Below are 15636 nucleotides of genomic sequence, written 5' to 3'. Positions count from 1 at the left end.
GGCAGGGCGATGCGCGCGAGATGATCCTGGTCGTAGTGATGTAGAACGGGCCACGTCATGGGTGTTCGTCCCTTCTGAACGTACGGTTGGGTGAGTCTGAATAGTCGCCGGCTACCCCGAGCCCAGCTGATGTCGCCGGCGGTAGTCCCGCATCGCCGCCATCACTTTGGGCGACAGGAGCAGGGCCGAGAGCATGGTGGGGATGGCCATCAGGGCGAACGTGCCGTCGATCATGCTGATGGCGGTATCCAGCGAAGCCACCGAGGCGGCGATGATGCAGCCTACGTAAAAGTAGTTGTACAGAAACTGCCACCGGGCCCCGATCAGGAAGCCGAGGCACTTCGTTCCATAGTAGGAATAGGTGAATATCGTACTGGTGCTGAAGAAGAGCACGCACACGATCAGCATGTAGGAGCCGAAACCCGGCATGGCGGATTCGAAGGCGTTGGCCGTCAGCGTCACGCCGTTGTCGGAAGTCGTCTGCCATACCCCGGTCATCATGATCACGAGGGCCGTGCAGGTACACACGATCATGGTGTCGATGACGGGCTCCAGCATGGCCACCAGGCCCTCGCGCGTCGGTTCCCGAGTCTTCGTCGCGCCGTGGACGAGGGATTCGGTGCCGATGCCCGCTTCGTTCGAGAAGGCGGCGCGACGCACGCCGGTCATGATGACCGCGCCCACGGCACCGCCCGCCGCGGCTTCTCCCGTGAAGGCGTCGGTGACAATCAGCATGAGGTACCGCGGAACATCCGTAAAGTTCGCCGCGATGATCCACAGGGCGCAAAACATGTACAGGATGACCATGGCCGGGACGACGCGGGAGGCGACGTCTGCGATCCGGGTGATGCCGCCGAATATGACGGTGCCAACGAGCAACACCAGCACGACGCCGGCCGTGAGGTCGAACCAGAAATGATCTTCGCCGACCACGCCCATGGGTGTGAAGATCACGTCGCGCATGATCTGCACCAGCTGGTTGACCTGGAACAACGGCAGACATCCGATCACCGCGACCACGGCGAAGAAAACGGCCAGGGGCTTCCAGGTCCTGCCCAGTCCCTCCTGGACGACGTACATCGGCCCGCCCTGCGTCTTGCCGGCGCTGTCCGTGCCCCGGTACATGATGGCCAGGGAGCAGGTGAAGAACTTGGTCGCGATGCCCACGAGGGCGCTGACCCACATCCAGAACATGGCGCCCGGCCCGCCGACCGCGATGGCGACGGCCACGCCGGAGATGTTGCCCATGCCGATGGTGGCCGCGAGGGCGCTGACCAGCGCCTGGAAATGCGTGATGTCGCCGGGTTCGTTCGGGTCGTCGTATTTCCCTCGGATGATTTCAATGGAGTGCTTGAAATGTCTAAGCGGCAGGAAGCGGGAATATAGCAGGAGAAAAAGGCCGCCGCCGATCAGCAGGTACAGCAGGTACGACCAGGCGGTATCGGCGAAAAAGACGATACCCCGTTCCACCATTTCCATGAATCCCCTCCTCCGTGGCGCGTCGCGATGAACTGCGGCAATTTGTCGAATCGCGGCGGTCTTATGAATCGCTGCGGTCTGTCGAACCTATTTCCTGGTGAAGACCAGGGTGCCGGCCGCAAGCCGGGAGGCATCCGGCACGTTGGCGGCGACCAGTACTTCGCTGCGGGGCACCAGGAACACGGTATCGTTCCGTCGTACGGCCTGGCGGCCGGCACTGGTCAATGAGACCGGCGCGTTGTAACGGACGAGCACCCGCGTCCCCGGCGGAATGCGGTCCCATCGGCGGACCTGCCTGCCGTGTTTTATCGTGCCCGTTGGAAAGATGTAGTAGGTGTCCGTGCGCCGGTAGGAGGTGCCGGCGATGTCGAAGGCCGTGGTTCCCTGGGCGATGACGGGCACGGCGGCGGTGACCGCCTGGACATCTTCGGTGCGATCACGGTTGAGATAGACCTTCGTCCCGACCGGGATCCGGTCCCAGTTCCTGATCTGGTTCCCCCGCATGACGGTCCCGTTGGGGAAGTGGTACACCGTCGAGGCCTCGTCATAGTGCCCGCGGGCGATGCGCCATGCCGTGTTGTGCCGGGTAATGACGTTTTCAGACAACTGGGCGACTTCTATGTCGTACCGCCCGCGGTCTACGAGGCGGACTCTGGCAATATCGATGTCAGGATCGGGTATCAGTCTGCCCGCCCTTACGTCCGGGTCATAGAGTATGCTGTTGCGCGGATCTTTCGAGTTCAGGCCGGCCCGGTCCCGGCTGAAATTGAAAACGCCGGGATCCTTCTTGCGTCCGCGGTGGAGCCGTTTTACCCACCTGTTCGGCCTGCCGTAGGCGACGCGGTAGTGTTCCAGCACGTGGTGGTCGGGAATCTTGTACACCCGCTGCAATACTTCGATCAACCACTTCAGGGAATCGTACTGGGACGCGCTAAAGGGGTCGTTGTGGTATCCCACCAGTTCGATGCCGATGGAATGGCTGCTGATGTCCCTCAGCCCGTTCCACATGCTCAGGCCCGCGTGGTGCGAACGGTACTTCTTGTCCAGGATCCGGTAAATAGTCCCGTTCCGGGCAACGAGATAGTTGGAATACCCCCTGCGCGAAACGGTGTTCAATGCACTTCTCAAGCCCGATTCCGTGCTGTGAATTACGATGAAACGACTGGATTTGCGGAGACGTTTCTTGAAGGACCGGGGCAGGCGATTTTGAATGTCGACGATTTTCGGGGTCACCGGGGCAGGCGGGGCTGTCAGGACTGCCGAAGGCGTCGGATTCGCCGGGACCGCCGGGGACGCTGGACCCGTTGAAGCCGCCGGGGCCGCCTCGAGGACTTCCGATTCGGGAGAAACGGACCAGAGCAAGGTCAGGCAGATGAGCCAGACCGGCGTGCGGACCAGCACGAGGGATCTGTATTTCCTTGGGATCAGGGCCATCGTGAAGGCAAGATAATAAACATATGTTTTGTTTAGTACCGCTTTTTCAGGAAATACACTACCAGTTCGTGAAAGATCCGTCTTCGCGCTGCAGCATATGACCCCGGGCCGGGCGATACGGATGTCGTTCGGCGGCCTCTTCGTCGAACTCCACCCCCAGGCCGGGCCGGACAGGCGGCAGCAGGTAGCCTTCTTTCCACTCCACCTGGACGGGGAAGACCTCCGGGAGCATGCCCGGCAGACGGGGCAGTTCCTGCACGGCGAAGTTCGACGTCGCCAGGCTCAGATGCAGGCAGGCCGCCGTGGACACGGGGCCGAGGGGATTGTGCGGCGCCAGGTCGATGTAGTGGGTCTCGCACCAGCCCGCGACTTTACGCGCCTCGGTCAGCCCGCCTACCAGGCAGAGGTCTGTGCGGGCGTAGTTGATCAGATCTTCCTCGATCAGTTCCCGGAATTCCCATTTACTGGTGAAGTGTTCGCCGACGCCGAGGGGCACGGCGACGTGCTGCCGGAGCATGCGGTAGGACGACTTGTTCTCGGAACGCAGGGGATCTTCGATGAAAAAGGGACGGTAGGGTTCGGCAGCGCGGCAGAAGGCGATCGCGTCGGGCGGGTCGAGACGGGTATGCACATCGCAAATCAATTCGACGTCGTCGCCCAGGGCTTCCCTGAGGGCCTGGAACTGCGCGATGCCCGTTCGTACCGCCCGGGTGGGCTCCAGTACACTGCCTTCGTGGGGCAACCCCCACCGGATGTACTTCCAGCCCTCTTCCATCCTGCTCCGCGCCTGGTCGACCAGTGCCCCGGACGGACCGTCGCCGCCGCAGTGGGTATAGCAGACTACCTTGTCCCGGCACAGGCCGCCGAGCAACTCGTAGACGGGCACACCGAGTGATTTGCCGTGTATATCCCAGAGGGCGATATCGATGGCGCTGACCGCGGCGGAAAGGGCGTGGGCACCGGGGAAGAAACCGCCGCGGAACATCACCTGCCAGAGGTGCTCCCTGCGCACCGGATCCTGGCCGACGATCCGGTCGCGGAGGGCGTGGACGATCTCCTTGACGGCCTGTTCACTCCACGTCAGGCCGCTTTCGCCGATCCCGTAGATACCCTCGTCTGTCTCTACCTTGACGAAGAGATAGTTCCGGTTGCCATCCCAGACCGGGAAGACTTTGACATCGGAAATGCGCATGGGTAACGCAGGCTCCTGCTCCTTGCCGTGAGAGCGGAGGCCGGGAGACCGGGATCCTGTATTTCGTTTCCTGGCCGCGATCTACTTCTCGGACGGGGCCTTCTTCTCGGGCTCGAAGTCCAGGGAAGCGGAGTTCATGCAGTACCTCAGGCCTGTTGGCTGCGGGCCGTCGGTAAACACGTGGCCCAGGTGGGCGTCGCATCGCTTACACAACACCTCGGTGCGGATCATGCCGTAGCTGAGGTCCATCTTCTCGTCGATGTTCTCTTCGGCGACCGGTTCGTAGAAACTGGGCCAGCCCGTGCCGGACTCGTACTTGGTACCGGACGCGAAGAGCGGCGTACCGCAACCGATGCACTTGTAGACACCGTCTTCATAGTGCTTGTTGTATTTGCCCGTAAAGGCCCGTTCCGTGCCCTTCTCCCGGGTGACGTAGTACTGCTCGTCGGTGAGTCGCTCTTTCCATTCTTCTTTGGTCCTGACCACTTTATCCACCGTAACGGCTCCTTTCGTCGTTCCGTCGGAAGCGACCTCGACAATGGTCACCTTCTCAACGTCGCCGGACTTGTCCTGGGCCACCGCCTCGTCCTGTCTCGGCATGCCCGAATCGCATGCGGCTACGAAGGCAAAAGCGGCTACGGCTACGATCATTCGGTACATGACGCCACCTCCCCGTCACGATCTGATTGCAGTCGGCCTCGGCTAGCTGGGCGCCAGCTGTTGCCAACCGGGCGCTAGCCGGTGCCGATCTCCTGCATGAGCGCCGCCCCGGAGGTGGAAATCCCGGGGACGGGGAAACCGGCACAGAGTTCCCTGACCTCGTCATGGATCGACGAGAGTCTTTCGCCGTCTCCGTGGTGCTCGATCGCCGTGTCGATCCATCCGGCGAGCTGCTTCATCTCAGGTTCCTTCATCCCGCGCGTCGTGGCCGCGGGCGTGCCGATGCGGATCCCGCTCGGGCTGAAGGGCGACCGCGTGTCGAAGGGCACCGTGTTCTTGTTCACGGTCAGCCCGGCCTTGTCGAGGGCGGTTTCGGCGTCTTTGCCGATGATGCCCTTGTTGGTCAGATCCACCAATACGAGGTGGTTGTCGGTCCCGCCGGAAACGAGATCGAATCCGTGCCCGAGCAGCGCCTCGGCCAGGGCCTTCGCGTTGGCGACGATCTGTCGGGCATAGTCCCTGAACTCCGGCCTCATGGCCTCCTTGAAGGTCAGCGCCTTGGCCGCCGTGATGTGATCGTGGGGACCGCCCTGCAGACCGGGGAACACGGCCCGGTCGATGTCCTTCGCGTATTTCTTGTGACACATGATGATCGCGCTGCGCGGACCCCGCAGCGTCTTGTGGGTGGTCGTGGTGACGACGTCCGTGAAGGGCAGTGGACTCGGATGGACGCCCCCCACGATGAGACCGGAGATATGGGAGATATCGGCCATGGGCACGGCCCCGACCTCGTCGGAGATGGCCTTGAACGCCTCGAAGTCGAACTGCCGCGGGTAGGCCGTGGCCCCGGAGATGATCAGCTTCGGCCGGTGCTCGAGGGCCAGGTCGCGGACCTCGTCCATGTCGATGCGGCCTGTTTCCCGTTGCACCCCGTAGGAGACCACGTTATAGGACTTGCCGGAGTAGTTGACATGGAGCCCGTGGGTCAGGTGGCCGCCCTGGTCGAGCTTCATGCCCATGATCGTGTCGCCGTAGTCCAGCAGGCCGAACATGACCGCGGTATTGGCCGGGCTGCCCGAGTAACACTGGACGTTGACGTGCTCGGCGCCGAAGAGTTCCTTCGCCCGCCGGCGCGCCAGGTTCTCGATCTTGTCGATGTACTGCTGTCCGCCGTAGTACCGCTTGCCCGGGTATCCTTCAGAGTACTTGTTGGTCAGGACGGACCCCATGGCTTCCAGGATGGCCGGCGAGACGTAGTTCTCCGAAGGGATGAGTTCGATCCCGTCCCGCTGGCGTTCGCGCTCGGCCACCAGCAGGCCGTACAGTTCTTCGTCTCGTTGCTGTACCGCGGTAAAGTCCTGCATGTTCACTCCCTGTCCCGGGCCTTCGAAAAAACCCACGACTCACGGGTTTATACTAAGCAAATCGGCCGTGAGTCGCAAGCGAAAAGGGATGCGTCCAACACCGTGCGGCACCGCTGTCGGGACGCGATGTCGTGGTACATCGAGGCATGGATTTCTGTCCGTATTTCAACGTTTTTACGAGGAGTCTAAGGTAATCCCGCACTATAACCTTTACATCCAGTCTTTCGACGATCACTAGACGCAGTCCGCGAAGGAGCTGAAATGTCAGGGGAAGATCAATTTGACGTACCGGCATCCCGTTGGGATTTCCTCGTAGAACGCCTGAACAAGATCGACAATCGCCTGTCCGCCCTCGAAGATGCCCAGAAACACGTCGCAACGAAAATGTGGGTGGTCGGTACGGGACTGACGACCATCGTCGTGCTGACGGGATTGATCATCAATCTGCTGAACTACCTCAAGCCCTGATGGTCCGGGAGGCCGATCGTCTTGCGCCTCACTACTTCTGCAGCATGCCCGCGGCGCTGACGACGAAGGCCGAGAGGAGCACCACGGTGGAGAGCACGCCCAGGACGAGCATGGCGGGTCGGGTGCGGTATGCGGGGGGCAGTTTGAAATTCAGGTAGACGGCCGCGCAGCAGACGATACCTACTCCCAGGTTGGTCGCCAGAAGCGCCACGATCTGCGTGATCAGGTCGAAGGTGATGTCGCTCCAGATCGCCGCGGCGGAAGAGACGAAGAACCAGATCACGATCCAGGTCTGCAGCCTGCGGTAGGAATAGGACTTGAACCGGGGCCAGACGGCCGTCAGGAATTCATGGGCGAACCGGGTCAGGGCCTCCGGTATGGTGGCCAGGGTTCCCCACAGGGCCGCGAGGATGGCCACGTAGTACACGGGGATGAGGGCGGCGTGGATCTGCGCCCAGATGGAGGACTGCCGCGTGAGCAGGTCCCACGCGTTGCCGGGGAGGACCGTCTGCCGCGGGTAGAGCACGACCGCGCCGGCGATCATGAAGGCGGCGGTGACGATGAAGAGTACGATCGCGCCCATGGACACGTCCCACTTGAGCGGCGTAAGCAGCACGCGCATGCGCCGCGTCTCCGACGGGTCCTCCTTCAGATAGTTGATTTTCAGTGTGTGGTCGATCCGGCTGCCGAGCCGCTCCATCCCGGCATGAGTCGTCAGGCCCCAACCCCTTTGCGCCACCCAGCCGGAATAGGCCAGGTAGGTACTCAACGTGCCTCCCACGTAGCCGAAAACGGTGACCAGGTTCAGGAAGTAGTCGTTCCTGGCCGCGATTGGCGCCCAGTCGGGGGCGGCGAGCAGGTTTCCGATCGACAGCGTTCCGATGAGGACACCGCCCAGACTGGGCCAGACGATCACCGTGGCCAGGATGGTACCCGAGACCAGGACGCCGCAGATGATGATCTGCTGTTTTTCCAGGAACTCGTAGGACGTCAGCAGGCTCAACCCGATGGCCAGGCCCAGGAATCCGGTCGTGACCAGGTTCGCCCAGAACGTATCGGTCGGTCCGGCCGGCAGCGAATCCGAGAAAATGTGTACGACGAGATTGCCGCAGGGCTTGGCGACCGCCGTCAGGGCGATGCTCAAGGCGAGCAGCTCGATGGTCAGCAGCGTCATGATGAACCAGCCGCGGGGACCCGGCAACTTGGCCAGCATCCGGCCGAAGGGCTGGCCGCTCACCGCCGTGAAACGGCCCAGCAGGTACGTCACCGCGACGCCCTTGACCAGCACGCTCAGCAGGATGAGCCAGAGCAGGCCGTATTCCGCCCAGGCGCCTACGCCCGTGACCAGAATGGTCTCTCCCGCGCCCACGGCCATGGACGCCACCAGCGCGGCGGGCCCGAAGAAACCGAGCATGCGCCTGAACTTCCTCCAGGTCCACGGTTCCGCGTAGACTCCGGCAGGTTCGGGGATGGACAGGAATTCGGAGGAATCGGGACCTTTCGCGGCTTCGTTCATGGAACTGAAATGATATGATCACGAAGCCGTCCCATCAAGCATTAATACCGGAACAGCAGCGCAGGCACAACCTGCGAATTTCGTTCACAAAATCCTGTTTCAACATGTGTCGACTTTGTATAATCAACCCATACCTTCCCTAACTCACGATGTGGATGGTCCACCGGCCATCCGCGCGTTTTATGGATTGTGATCCTGCGGACAGAAAGGAAGCTATCCGATGGACCCCAGCCTTAAAGCAATTTTAGATGAAGCAGGCAAGTCATCGAACCGTTCCAAAGACCGGGAAGCCCTGACCCGGCGCGCCTTCCTCAAGCAGGCGGCCTTCGTGGCCGCGGTGATGGCGGCGCCCTTTCCCGTACTGGCGGACCCCTACGCGCCGCAGACCGGGAGCAACGCGGCGGCCGGCACGCAGCCAGTCAGTCCGGTCCGCCCGGTCCGTGTCTCCGGACGGGTCACTGCCGGCCGCGCGAGTCTGGCCGGGGTCGCGGTCACGGACGGGTTGACGGTCACGTCAACAGACGCGGACGGACGCTTCGAACTCGTTTCCAATACGCTACAGTCTTTCGTTTCGATCTCCACGCCCGACGGATACGCCATAGCGCAGAACCCAAGCGGCACGGCCTCCTTCTACCGACCGATCACGGCGGACGGGGCGGGGGAGATGGCCGCGCGCTTCGATCTCGCGGCCCTGGACGGATCGGATGAACGCCACGGGTTCCTGGTCCTCTCCGACCCCCAGACCCAGGACGCCTACGAGATGGGTCTCTTCCACGCGGAGACGGTCCCCGACGTGCGGGAGACCGCCGCCGCGCTCTCCGATCGCCGATTGTTCGGCGTGGGTTGCGGGGATATCATGTTCGACGACCTGACCCTGTACCCCGAGTATGAACGGGGCGTGGGCCTTATGGACATGCCCTTCTTCCAGGTTGTCGGCAACCACGACCTGGACTTCGGTCCGACCGACGACGGATCCGTCCGCACCTTTTGCCGCCATTTCGGCCCCAACTACTATTCCTTCGACCGGGGGGAAGTCCACTACGTCGTGCTGGACAACGTGTTCTGGCACGGCCAGGGCTACATTGGTTACGTGACCGACGACCAGCTCAACTGGCTCGCCCAGGACCTTGCGCTGGTGGAATCCGGCCGCACCGTGGCGGTGTTCAACCACATCCCCCAGTACACCACGCGCCACATCCGGACCGGCGACAGCAGTCCGTCCATTTCGTCCACGACCGTGAACCGCGAGCGCATGTACCAACTGCTCGAGCCCTACCGGGCCCACGTGTTTTCCGGGCACGTGCACGAACACGAGCACATCTTCGAAGGCGGGGTGCACGAGATCGTCCAGGGCACGGTCTGCGGCGCCTGGTGGAGCGGGCCTATCTGCTGGGACGGGACGCCCAGCGGGTACGGCGTCTACGAGGTCGACGGTTCGGATATCCGATGGCGATACAAGTCCACGGGGCTGGGTGAAGACCACCAGATGCGGGTCTATCTCCGCGGCGCCGATCCGGGGGCGCCGGACGAGATCGTGGCGAACATCTGGGACTGGGAACCTGATTGGCAGGTCGTATGGTACGAAGACGGCATGCGGAGAGGCGCCATGGCCCGCCGTCCGGGCACCGATCCCCTGTCGGAGTCCATCCACCGCGGGCCAGACCTGCCCGAACGCCGTCCCTGGGTGGATCCGGTCCCCACGAATCACCTGTTCTACGCGCCCGTGTCACCCGACACAGGGAAGGTGGTAGTCGAGGCGACGGACCGCTTCGGCAGGACGTACACAGAAGAACTGGGCTGAGGCCAGCCTGACGCGCGTGGCCAGGTTATGAGCAGCGTTTCCATTCACGACGTAACGACACCATATCACCGCCAGACCACGGGAGAGCACCATGGCGAGCGACGGGCTGATCAGCCCCTTCGACATCGATGACGACGGATACTTCTGGCTCAAGGGCAACCTCCATTCCCATACCACCAATTCCGACGGTAAACCGTCCCCCCAGGAGCGGCTGGACGGTTACGTCAACCAGGGATACGACTTCCTCTGTATCTCCGATCACTACAAGATCACCCGGATCGATACGGTAAGCGCGCCGGACGATTTCGTGCTGGTGCAGGGCGCTGAGATCCATCCGGAAAACCCCTTCGGAGGCCAGACCCACCATTTCCTGGCCTACAACATCGACGAAGACATGGACTCGAAGCGCATGCCGCCGCAGCACGTGATCAATGAAGTCAGGCGGCAGGGCGGCTCGATCTGGCTCGCCCACCCCCACTGGAGCTCGGTCAACATCCTCCGGGATACCCTTCCCCTGGACGGCCTGGCCGGAATTGAAGTTTTCAATACCACCTGCCGCTGCGCCGGACGGGGGGAGTCCTCCGTGCACTGGGACGACTGGATGGACCTCCTCGGCCGCACGATACCGGCCCTGTCCAACGACGACTCCCACGCCCTCGAATCGGATAACAAGGACACCTACGGGGGCTGGAACATGGTGAAGGTCAGGGAACGTTCGGCGGAAGCCATCATCGACGCGCTGGAACGGGGCTGCGCCTACGCAAGCTCGGGACCCGAGATCCGGGATATCCGGCTTCGCCGGGTCGACGATCGGGGAGACGGGAATCGCGTCGTTGAGGCGAGCATCCGTTGCTCCGAGGCACAGCGCATCATTGCCGTGTTCGATTCCTACGGGACGGAGCACCGGCCAAAGGACGGCAGTACCTTCGAAGAGGCCACGTTTACCCTACGGCCTAACGCACGCTGGGTGAGATTTGAAATCATCGCGCCAGACGGCACGAAAGCGTGGTCGAACCCGATGGATCTGGAGAACGCAGGGCGGTAGAAACTACGGCAGGTCCTGGCGGTGGATGGCCTCGGCGAGCACGACGGCCGAGGTCGAGGCGTTTTCGTTGTAGTAGGAGACGAAGCGCTTCGTTTCATGGGCGTCGTAGGGGGCGAGGTTCTGCGCCCACCGGAAGCCGATCGTCTGGAACATGAGCCGCGCCCGGACGTCGACGCGTTGTACGCTGGCCGGGACCTCGACCCGGTACCGGATCCTGTCGCTACCGGCCCGGAAATCCGTGTCTTCCCCTGCCTGGCCGTGCACCATGATGGCGGTGTCGGCCGTCTCCCGGTCAAAACCCTCGGGGAGCAACCGGTTGTCCTTGGCGTAGGTGACGGCCGTAAGCAGGCCCGTGGTGACCCTTCCCGACCCATCCGCGATAATCGGTTCATAGATCTGTACCTGGCCCGGATCGTCGATCACCTGGTAGTGCGGTTCGTAGCGGGACGCGTCCGCGTCGTTGTCGTTGCCCTCGATGCTCCCATCGGGATTCATGGCGCCGGATTCGTACAGCAGCTCGCCGGCCCCATTGTGTACCGTAAGGTAGATCCAGGCCCTTCGCGACGGGTAGGCCGTCGGCAGCTTGTGGCCCGCCAGGTTCGTCACTTCGATGTCGATCGAGACGTGGTCCTCTTCGCGGGACACGGCCAGCACCTCCATCCGGGCGGTCGCCGTCTCCAGGTTTTCCAGCGTCGCCTCGGCGGCGCGCTGCAGATCGCCAGGCGGCGCGGTTATGAGCAGTTCATCGCGATACTTGTCCAGCAGACGCAGCATGAACGCGTTGCCGCCACGGAACACGTGCTGTGAGACCCCCTCCCGGTACTCCCCAAGTACCGACGAGATGGGAGCCGATGCGGACTCCGGCATATGGCAGGACTGGCAGCTTTCCGACTCCGCGAAGGCGCTGTGCCTCCACTCCAGGTAGGGCGTCTGTTCCGGGAAACGGGCCACTTCCCGTCCCTCGGCGTCCAGGCTCGTCGTAAACAGGGTGTGGCACGTGGCGCAGAACTCGGACTGCTGGACGTGGGTGGAACTGTCCGGTACGAAACCCGTGGCCGACTGCATGACCCGGGTCAGTCCGTCGTCCACTTCAAACGGTCCAAATATCTGCGGGTCGACGCCGGCTTCCGTCCGAATCAGGAAGTTTCCGTCGAAGCTCGATTCCTCGCCGAGATTATCGGGCCGTATCTGGTGGCAGGTCGTGCAGGACACCCCGTCCATGGCGAGCAGCGCACTTTCCTCGCCCCGCCGGGCGGCTTCGAGGTGCGCGAACACCTCACCGAGTCCGCCGTTCTCCCGCGCCACCACACGTGCCATGGGCATGTGGCAGGTCGAGCAGGTGTCCTCGATCTCGGCCCGCGCGCCCGGATGGTCGGTGACCTCCCGCCGCACGGATGCCTGCCAGTACGGGTCCCGGGCGGATTGCGCCATCATGGACCCGCGCCAGACGTGACCGATGGACACGTTCTGCCCGTCCGCGTCGACGATATTGCTGTGGCAGGCGATGCACTGGTCCGAAGTGGCGAAGGTGCTGTGGTCCACCGATTGCGTGTCGACTGATTGTGCGTCAACGGATGCACACGCCAACCCGACGAACGCCAACCCGACGAACGCCAGCCAGGCGAGACCGAGTGGCATCTGCGCGCTGTACGCCCGCGGCCGCATCCACAACCTGCCCGCTGTGCTACCAGCCATCGCGGAATCCTCCGTCGAACCAGTCCCACAGCAGGTACATGACGATCTGCGACTTGCGGTCCTGCCTGTTGGCGACCGGTACCCGCACGCCTACGTTGAGGAGGATATGCTGACGCGTATTCAAAGCCACCTGCATTTGAGGTACCAGGTCGAGCGTGACGACGGCTTCGGAAACCGTTTCGCGTGAGGCGAGCAGCTCGACCATGGGACTCCAGGCCCGGCCGAACTCGCCTTCCGTGAAGGTCCTGCCGATCGCGGTGCGGACAATACCCTTGTCCGGTGCGGACCCCGTTACGGCGAAGTCCATCTGCACCTGGGACTGGAAAAATGCGTCGCCGGGCAATAACTGGACGAAGGAAACATGGGGCTCCAGCTTTGTCGAGCCGGCACCGAAACCGTCGTCCTCATCGCCGGTGGGCAGGACGACCTCGCCGCCGATGCTGAAGGCGTTCCCACGATCCAGATTGTGGTAGAGCGCATACCGGTAGCCCACGGTAAGGTCGCCGAAGCCGATCTCCGCCCCGTCGTCTCCCCCGGTCTGGCGCCGGCCGAAAGGCACTTTCGCTTCGATCATGCCGCGGGGGCCGAATCGCTTCTCGTACAAGGGCTCGATGACCACGGCCTTGCTGTCGTCCGTGTCCAGCCTCACGTTGAATACGGTCTCGTCTTCAGGAAACGCCTTCTCGGTAAACAGGGGCTTAGGCACGTTGAATTCGCCGCGGGGCCAGTTATCGTTGGTGCAAAAAGTGCGGACGTGGCCGAGGATGGCATAGATCTCTTCGTCCGTCAGGGCATCCCCGAAGGCAGGCATCATGCGGTCGAAGGCCCGCACCGGCCCGCCTTCATGGATCACGGCGTGCCAGTCGGGATCGGGTTCGCGGGAAGCGAATTCACAGTCCGTAAAGTCCGGAAGCTCCAGGACAAAACCGCGTTCCTCGAGCGGCCGTCCCCTTCCATCCGATCCATGACAGGCCGCGCAGGCCTGTTCATAGAGTTTGGCCCCGTCTAATGATCCGGCCCCGTCAACAGGGGTGGTTCCGTCTACCTGGTCGGCGAAGGCAGGACGCGCCAGAATAAGACCGATGAGACAGAGCGGCAGTGCCAGATATCTGTAATGTATTGGCATATCGGTGTAAGATTCCGTGGTAGTGTCGGACGAGCTGGCCGGACTGGCCGCAGTTGCCGATCCGGCAGGAAGACGCAAATCACGCAGCGAGCCGGACAGACGGAAGGGATTTCCGCCAGCCGTTAGACGCTTATGATGTCAGACTGTGTGTTATATTAGACCGATTTGGGATCGGTTTCTTGCGATTCGAATTCAAACAACACGTTCGATCCGTACGCGTTTCGCCCCTTCCCGGCGAATCCGGTAACACACCGCGTAGAAATCACTGGTGTCCCCGACCATCCGGGCAAAGAGGTTTACCGAGACGGGGCCGCCCGGCATGTTGGGGCGGCCGTCCCTTCCGTAGAACCAGCACAGTTCGGTGATGCCGTCCATCCAACCGTGCATCAGGCCCGGTTCCAGGCGGAAATAGCAGATATCACCGGGCAATGTACGGCTCGTCAGGTTTTCGGGCGGGATGACGATGTCCTCGGACAGGAAGTAGGCGATCTCGCTGCCCGAATACACGGCGTGGATGCCCTCCTCTTCCAGGGGCAGGGCGTCCCACACCGCCTGGCAGGTCCTCGGGGCTTCGTCCTCGAGCAATTCGGCATCGACGGAAACGTCTTCGTCGACAAAGGTCAGGCGAATCGTACGTGGCACGGTAACGTCCTTTCCTGTGCTGGTTCTGTAACGGCAAAGGCTTATAAACTCCAAGCTGAACTACAACTTGAAGAAAACACCGATGTCCCAGGCAGGCGCGTCCAGCAGATTGCGGGCGCTCGTGTATTTCGTCACGCCCGCGGTGATCCCCGCGTTGGCCGTGATGTATAAGTTGATTTCAGGACCGAAGGACACGTACTGCTGGTCGTTCCGGGTCCATTCATCATCATCCGCTTTTCCGAGGGCTTTCACTCCGCGAACCCAGGCAGAGAACCCGACCCGCTCTCCGGCCATGAAACCCGCTTCGAGGGCGTACCTCAATTCGTCGGAGTAATCGCTTTCACGATTGTTGAAGCCGATTTCGGCTTTAAGATAACCCGGAGTCGGCCACAGGGAATGGCCGACCTGGAGCATAAACAATTGGTTGAATTCACCGTCCCCCGTAAACAGTCCGACTTCCTGGTCGGTATAGGAATCTCCCAGCGGCAGTCCGGCCATGACTTGAATGCTCAGGACCGTTGGGCCGTTGGCGTGCAACCCGATCCTGGCGCCAAGCTCCCAGTCCCCCGTTCCCGACTTGGTTTCGGAGCCGTGCCGGTCTTCGCTGATACGCTGGTAGAAGGGAATGTAACCAACGAGCGTCAACCGGTCTACAAGTCCGTATTCACCATACAGGCTGGTGGTATAACGGCTAAGGTCCGTGATGTCTACCTTGCGACCGGACGGCTGAAAATACATACCGCTCTTAACCAACTGCTCGTTCAGCTTGAAGTAGCCTTTCCCCCTGGGATGGGTCCATCCACCGGCGTGGGCGGTGGCAGTATGGCAGATCAAAGCGGCAACCAACAATGTGGCTGATACGAACCTGTTCACGCTACTGCTCCTTCGCAATTCAGTTGCCCAAAGATGCACTTCCGACTTCACGGTTGATCAGTCTGCAGTGTAGGATCAGATGGCTCCATGAATTGATGTTCTTTCCGCTGGCAGGAGTAAAGGTCCAGGATTTATTCCCCGACTGCCGTGACACTTCGCCAAATCCTTTGGCACCGGAAGGTAAAGAACCACCATTAGGCCAGTTGATGTTGCTACTTGTGTAAAGGGCCACATAAACATCCGGCGCTCCGCCCGGCGTTGACAGTCCTGTAATGCTGAGTCGGAGCTTGCCGTCGGAGGTTTCACTTAGCGTTACCGATCCACCAGAACTGTACCCGTTT

Annotated in this window: 14 protein-coding genes; 3 read left to right on the top strand and 11 right to left on the bottom strand. The window is 62.0% G+C overall.

Going from position 1 to position 15636, the window contains the following annotated elements:
- Positions 1-111: 111 nt before the first annotated feature.
- The 5 genes from F4Z81_11905 to F4Z81_11885 all read right to left on the bottom strand — a co-directional run bounded on the left by F4Z81_11905 (position 112) and on the right by F4Z81_11885 (position 6129).
- Positions 112-1479, bottom strand: coding sequence for an alanine:cation symporter family protein (locus tag F4Z81_11905; GenBank protein MXW05760.1), 1368 nt, complete (start codon positions 1477-1479; stop codon positions 112-114).
- A gap of 87 nt (positions 1480-1566) precedes the next feature.
- The gene (locus F4Z81_11900) at positions 1567-2880 is read right to left on the bottom strand and encodes an N-acetylmuramoyl-L-alanine amidase (protein MXW05759.1); all 1314 of its coding nucleotides are present in this window, start codon (positions 2878-2880) and stop codon (positions 1567-1569) included.
- A gap of 91 nt (positions 2881-2971) precedes the next feature.
- Positions 2972-4105 (bottom strand): galactonate dehydratase, encoded by a 1134-nt coding sequence (gene dgoD / locus F4Z81_11895; GenBank protein MXW05758.1) that lies wholly within the window; start codon positions 4103-4105, stop codon positions 2972-2974.
- Between the two features lie 81 nt (positions 4106-4186).
- Positions 4187-4705, bottom strand: a complete 519-nt coding sequence (msrB, locus tag F4Z81_11890; protein MXW05757.1) for a peptide-methionine (R)-S-oxide reductase MsrB — start codon at positions 4703-4705, stop codon at positions 4187-4189.
- Between the two features lie 134 nt (positions 4706-4839).
- Complete coding sequence (locus F4Z81_11885; GenBank protein ID MXW05756.1) at positions 4840-6129, bottom strand: serine hydroxymethyltransferase; 1290 nt, start codon at positions 6127-6129, stop codon at positions 4840-4842.
- A gap of 261 nt (positions 6130-6390) precedes the next feature.
- Between F4Z81_11885 and F4Z81_11880 the strand changes: the two genes are divergently transcribed.
- Positions 6391-6597, top strand: a complete 207-nt coding sequence (locus tag F4Z81_11880; GenBank protein ID MXW05755.1) for a hypothetical protein — start codon at positions 6391-6393, stop codon at positions 6595-6597.
- Positions 6598-6628: 31 nt separating this feature from the next.
- Here F4Z81_11880 and F4Z81_11875 read toward each other — a convergent pair whose 3' ends face one another.
- Positions 6629-8113, bottom strand: coding sequence for a hypothetical protein (locus F4Z81_11875; GenBank protein MXW05754.1), 1485 nt, complete (start codon positions 8111-8113; stop codon positions 6629-6631).
- A 340-nt stretch (positions 8114-8453) separates the two neighbouring features.
- Here F4Z81_11875 and F4Z81_11870 point away from each other — a divergent pair, with 340 nt between their 5' ends.
- Positions 8454-9914: a hypothetical protein gene (locus F4Z81_11870; GenBank protein ID MXW05753.1), complete on the top strand. Its 1461-nt coding sequence runs from the start codon at positions 8454-8456 to the stop codon at positions 9912-9914.
- Positions 9915-10005: 91 nt separating this feature from the next.
- Positions 10006-10959 carry a hypothetical protein gene (locus tag F4Z81_11865; GenBank protein ID MXW05752.1) on the top strand — a complete coding sequence of 318 codons (954 nt, stop codon included), beginning with the start codon at positions 10006-10008 and terminating at the stop codon, positions 10957-10959.
- 3 nt (positions 10960-10962) lie between these two features.
- Here the strand turns inward: F4Z81_11865 and F4Z81_11860 are convergent, their stop codons facing one another.
- The 5 genes from F4Z81_11860 to F4Z81_11840 form a co-directional block, all read right to left on the bottom strand.
- Positions 10963-12654 (bottom strand): hypothetical protein, encoded by a 1692-nt coding sequence (locus tag F4Z81_11860; protein ID MXW05751.1) that lies wholly within the window; start codon positions 12652-12654, stop codon positions 10963-10965.
- Positions 12644-13780 (bottom strand): c-type cytochrome, encoded by a 1137-nt coding sequence (locus F4Z81_11855; protein MXW05750.1) that lies wholly within the window; start codon positions 13778-13780, stop codon positions 12644-12646. Before F4Z81_11855 ends, F4Z81_11860 begins: the two co-directional genes overlap by 11 nt.
- Positions 13781-13972: 192 nt before the next feature.
- The gene (locus tag F4Z81_11850) at positions 13973-14422 is read right to left on the bottom strand and encodes a DUF3830 family protein (GenBank protein MXW05749.1); all 450 of its coding nucleotides are present in this window, start codon (positions 14420-14422) and stop codon (positions 13973-13975) included.
- A 60-nt stretch (positions 14423-14482) separates the two neighbouring features.
- Complete coding sequence (locus F4Z81_11845) at positions 14483-15295, bottom strand: hypothetical protein (protein MXW05748.1); 813 nt, start codon at positions 15293-15295, stop codon at positions 14483-14485.
- 19 nt (positions 15296-15314) lie between these two features.
- On the bottom strand, positions 15315-15636 hold a 322-nt coding region (locus tag F4Z81_11840), incomplete at its 5' end, for a DM13 domain-containing protein (protein ID MXW05747.1).

Source organism: Gemmatimonadota bacterium (assembly GCA_009835325.1).
In the GTDB taxonomy this organism is placed as follows: Bacteria; JAAXHH01; JAAXHH01; order JAAXHH01; family JAAXHH01; genus JAAXHH01.
Note: the sequence above shows the minus strand (reverse complement) of the source record. Positions and strands in the feature narration are given on the sequence as shown.

Excerpts from the sequence above, each read along its gene's own strand:
- F4Z81_11905 (MXW05760.1), bottom strand. The coding sequence starts at position 1,479 with ATGGAAATGGTGGAACGGGGTATCGTCTTTTTCGCCGATACCGCCTGG.
- dgoD (MXW05758.1), bottom strand. The coding sequence starts at position 4,105 with ATGCGCATTTCCGATGTCAAAGTCTTCCCGGTCTGGGATGGCAACCGG.
- msrB (MXW05757.1), bottom strand. The coding sequence starts at position 4,705 with ATGCCGAGACAGGACGAGGCGGTGGCCCAGGACAAGTCCGGCGACGTT.
- F4Z81_11885 (MXW05756.1), bottom strand. The coding sequence starts at position 6,129 with ATGCAGGACTTTACCGCGGTACAGCAACGAGACGAAGAACTGTACGGC.
- F4Z81_11880 (MXW05755.1), top strand. The coding sequence starts at position 6,391 with ATGTCAGGGGAAGATCAATTTGACGTACCGGCATCCCGTTGGGATTTC.
- F4Z81_11875 (MXW05754.1), bottom strand. The coding sequence starts at position 8,113 with ATGAACGAAGCCGCGAAAGGTCCCGATTCCTCCGAATTCCTGTCCATC.
- F4Z81_11870 (MXW05753.1), top strand. The coding sequence starts at position 8,454 with ATGGCGGCGCCCTTTCCCGTACTGGCGGACCCCTACGCGCCGCAGACC.
- F4Z81_11865 (MXW05752.1), top strand. The coding sequence starts at position 10,006 with ATGGCGAGCGACGGGCTGATCAGCCCCTTCGACATCGATGACGACGGA.
- F4Z81_11860 (MXW05751.1), bottom strand. The coding sequence starts at position 12,654 with ATGGCTGGTAGCACAGCGGGCAGGTTGTGGATGCGGCCGCGGGCGTAC.
- F4Z81_11855 (MXW05750.1), bottom strand. The coding sequence starts at position 13,780 with ATGCCAATACATTACAGATATCTGGCACTGCCGCTCTGTCTCATCGGT.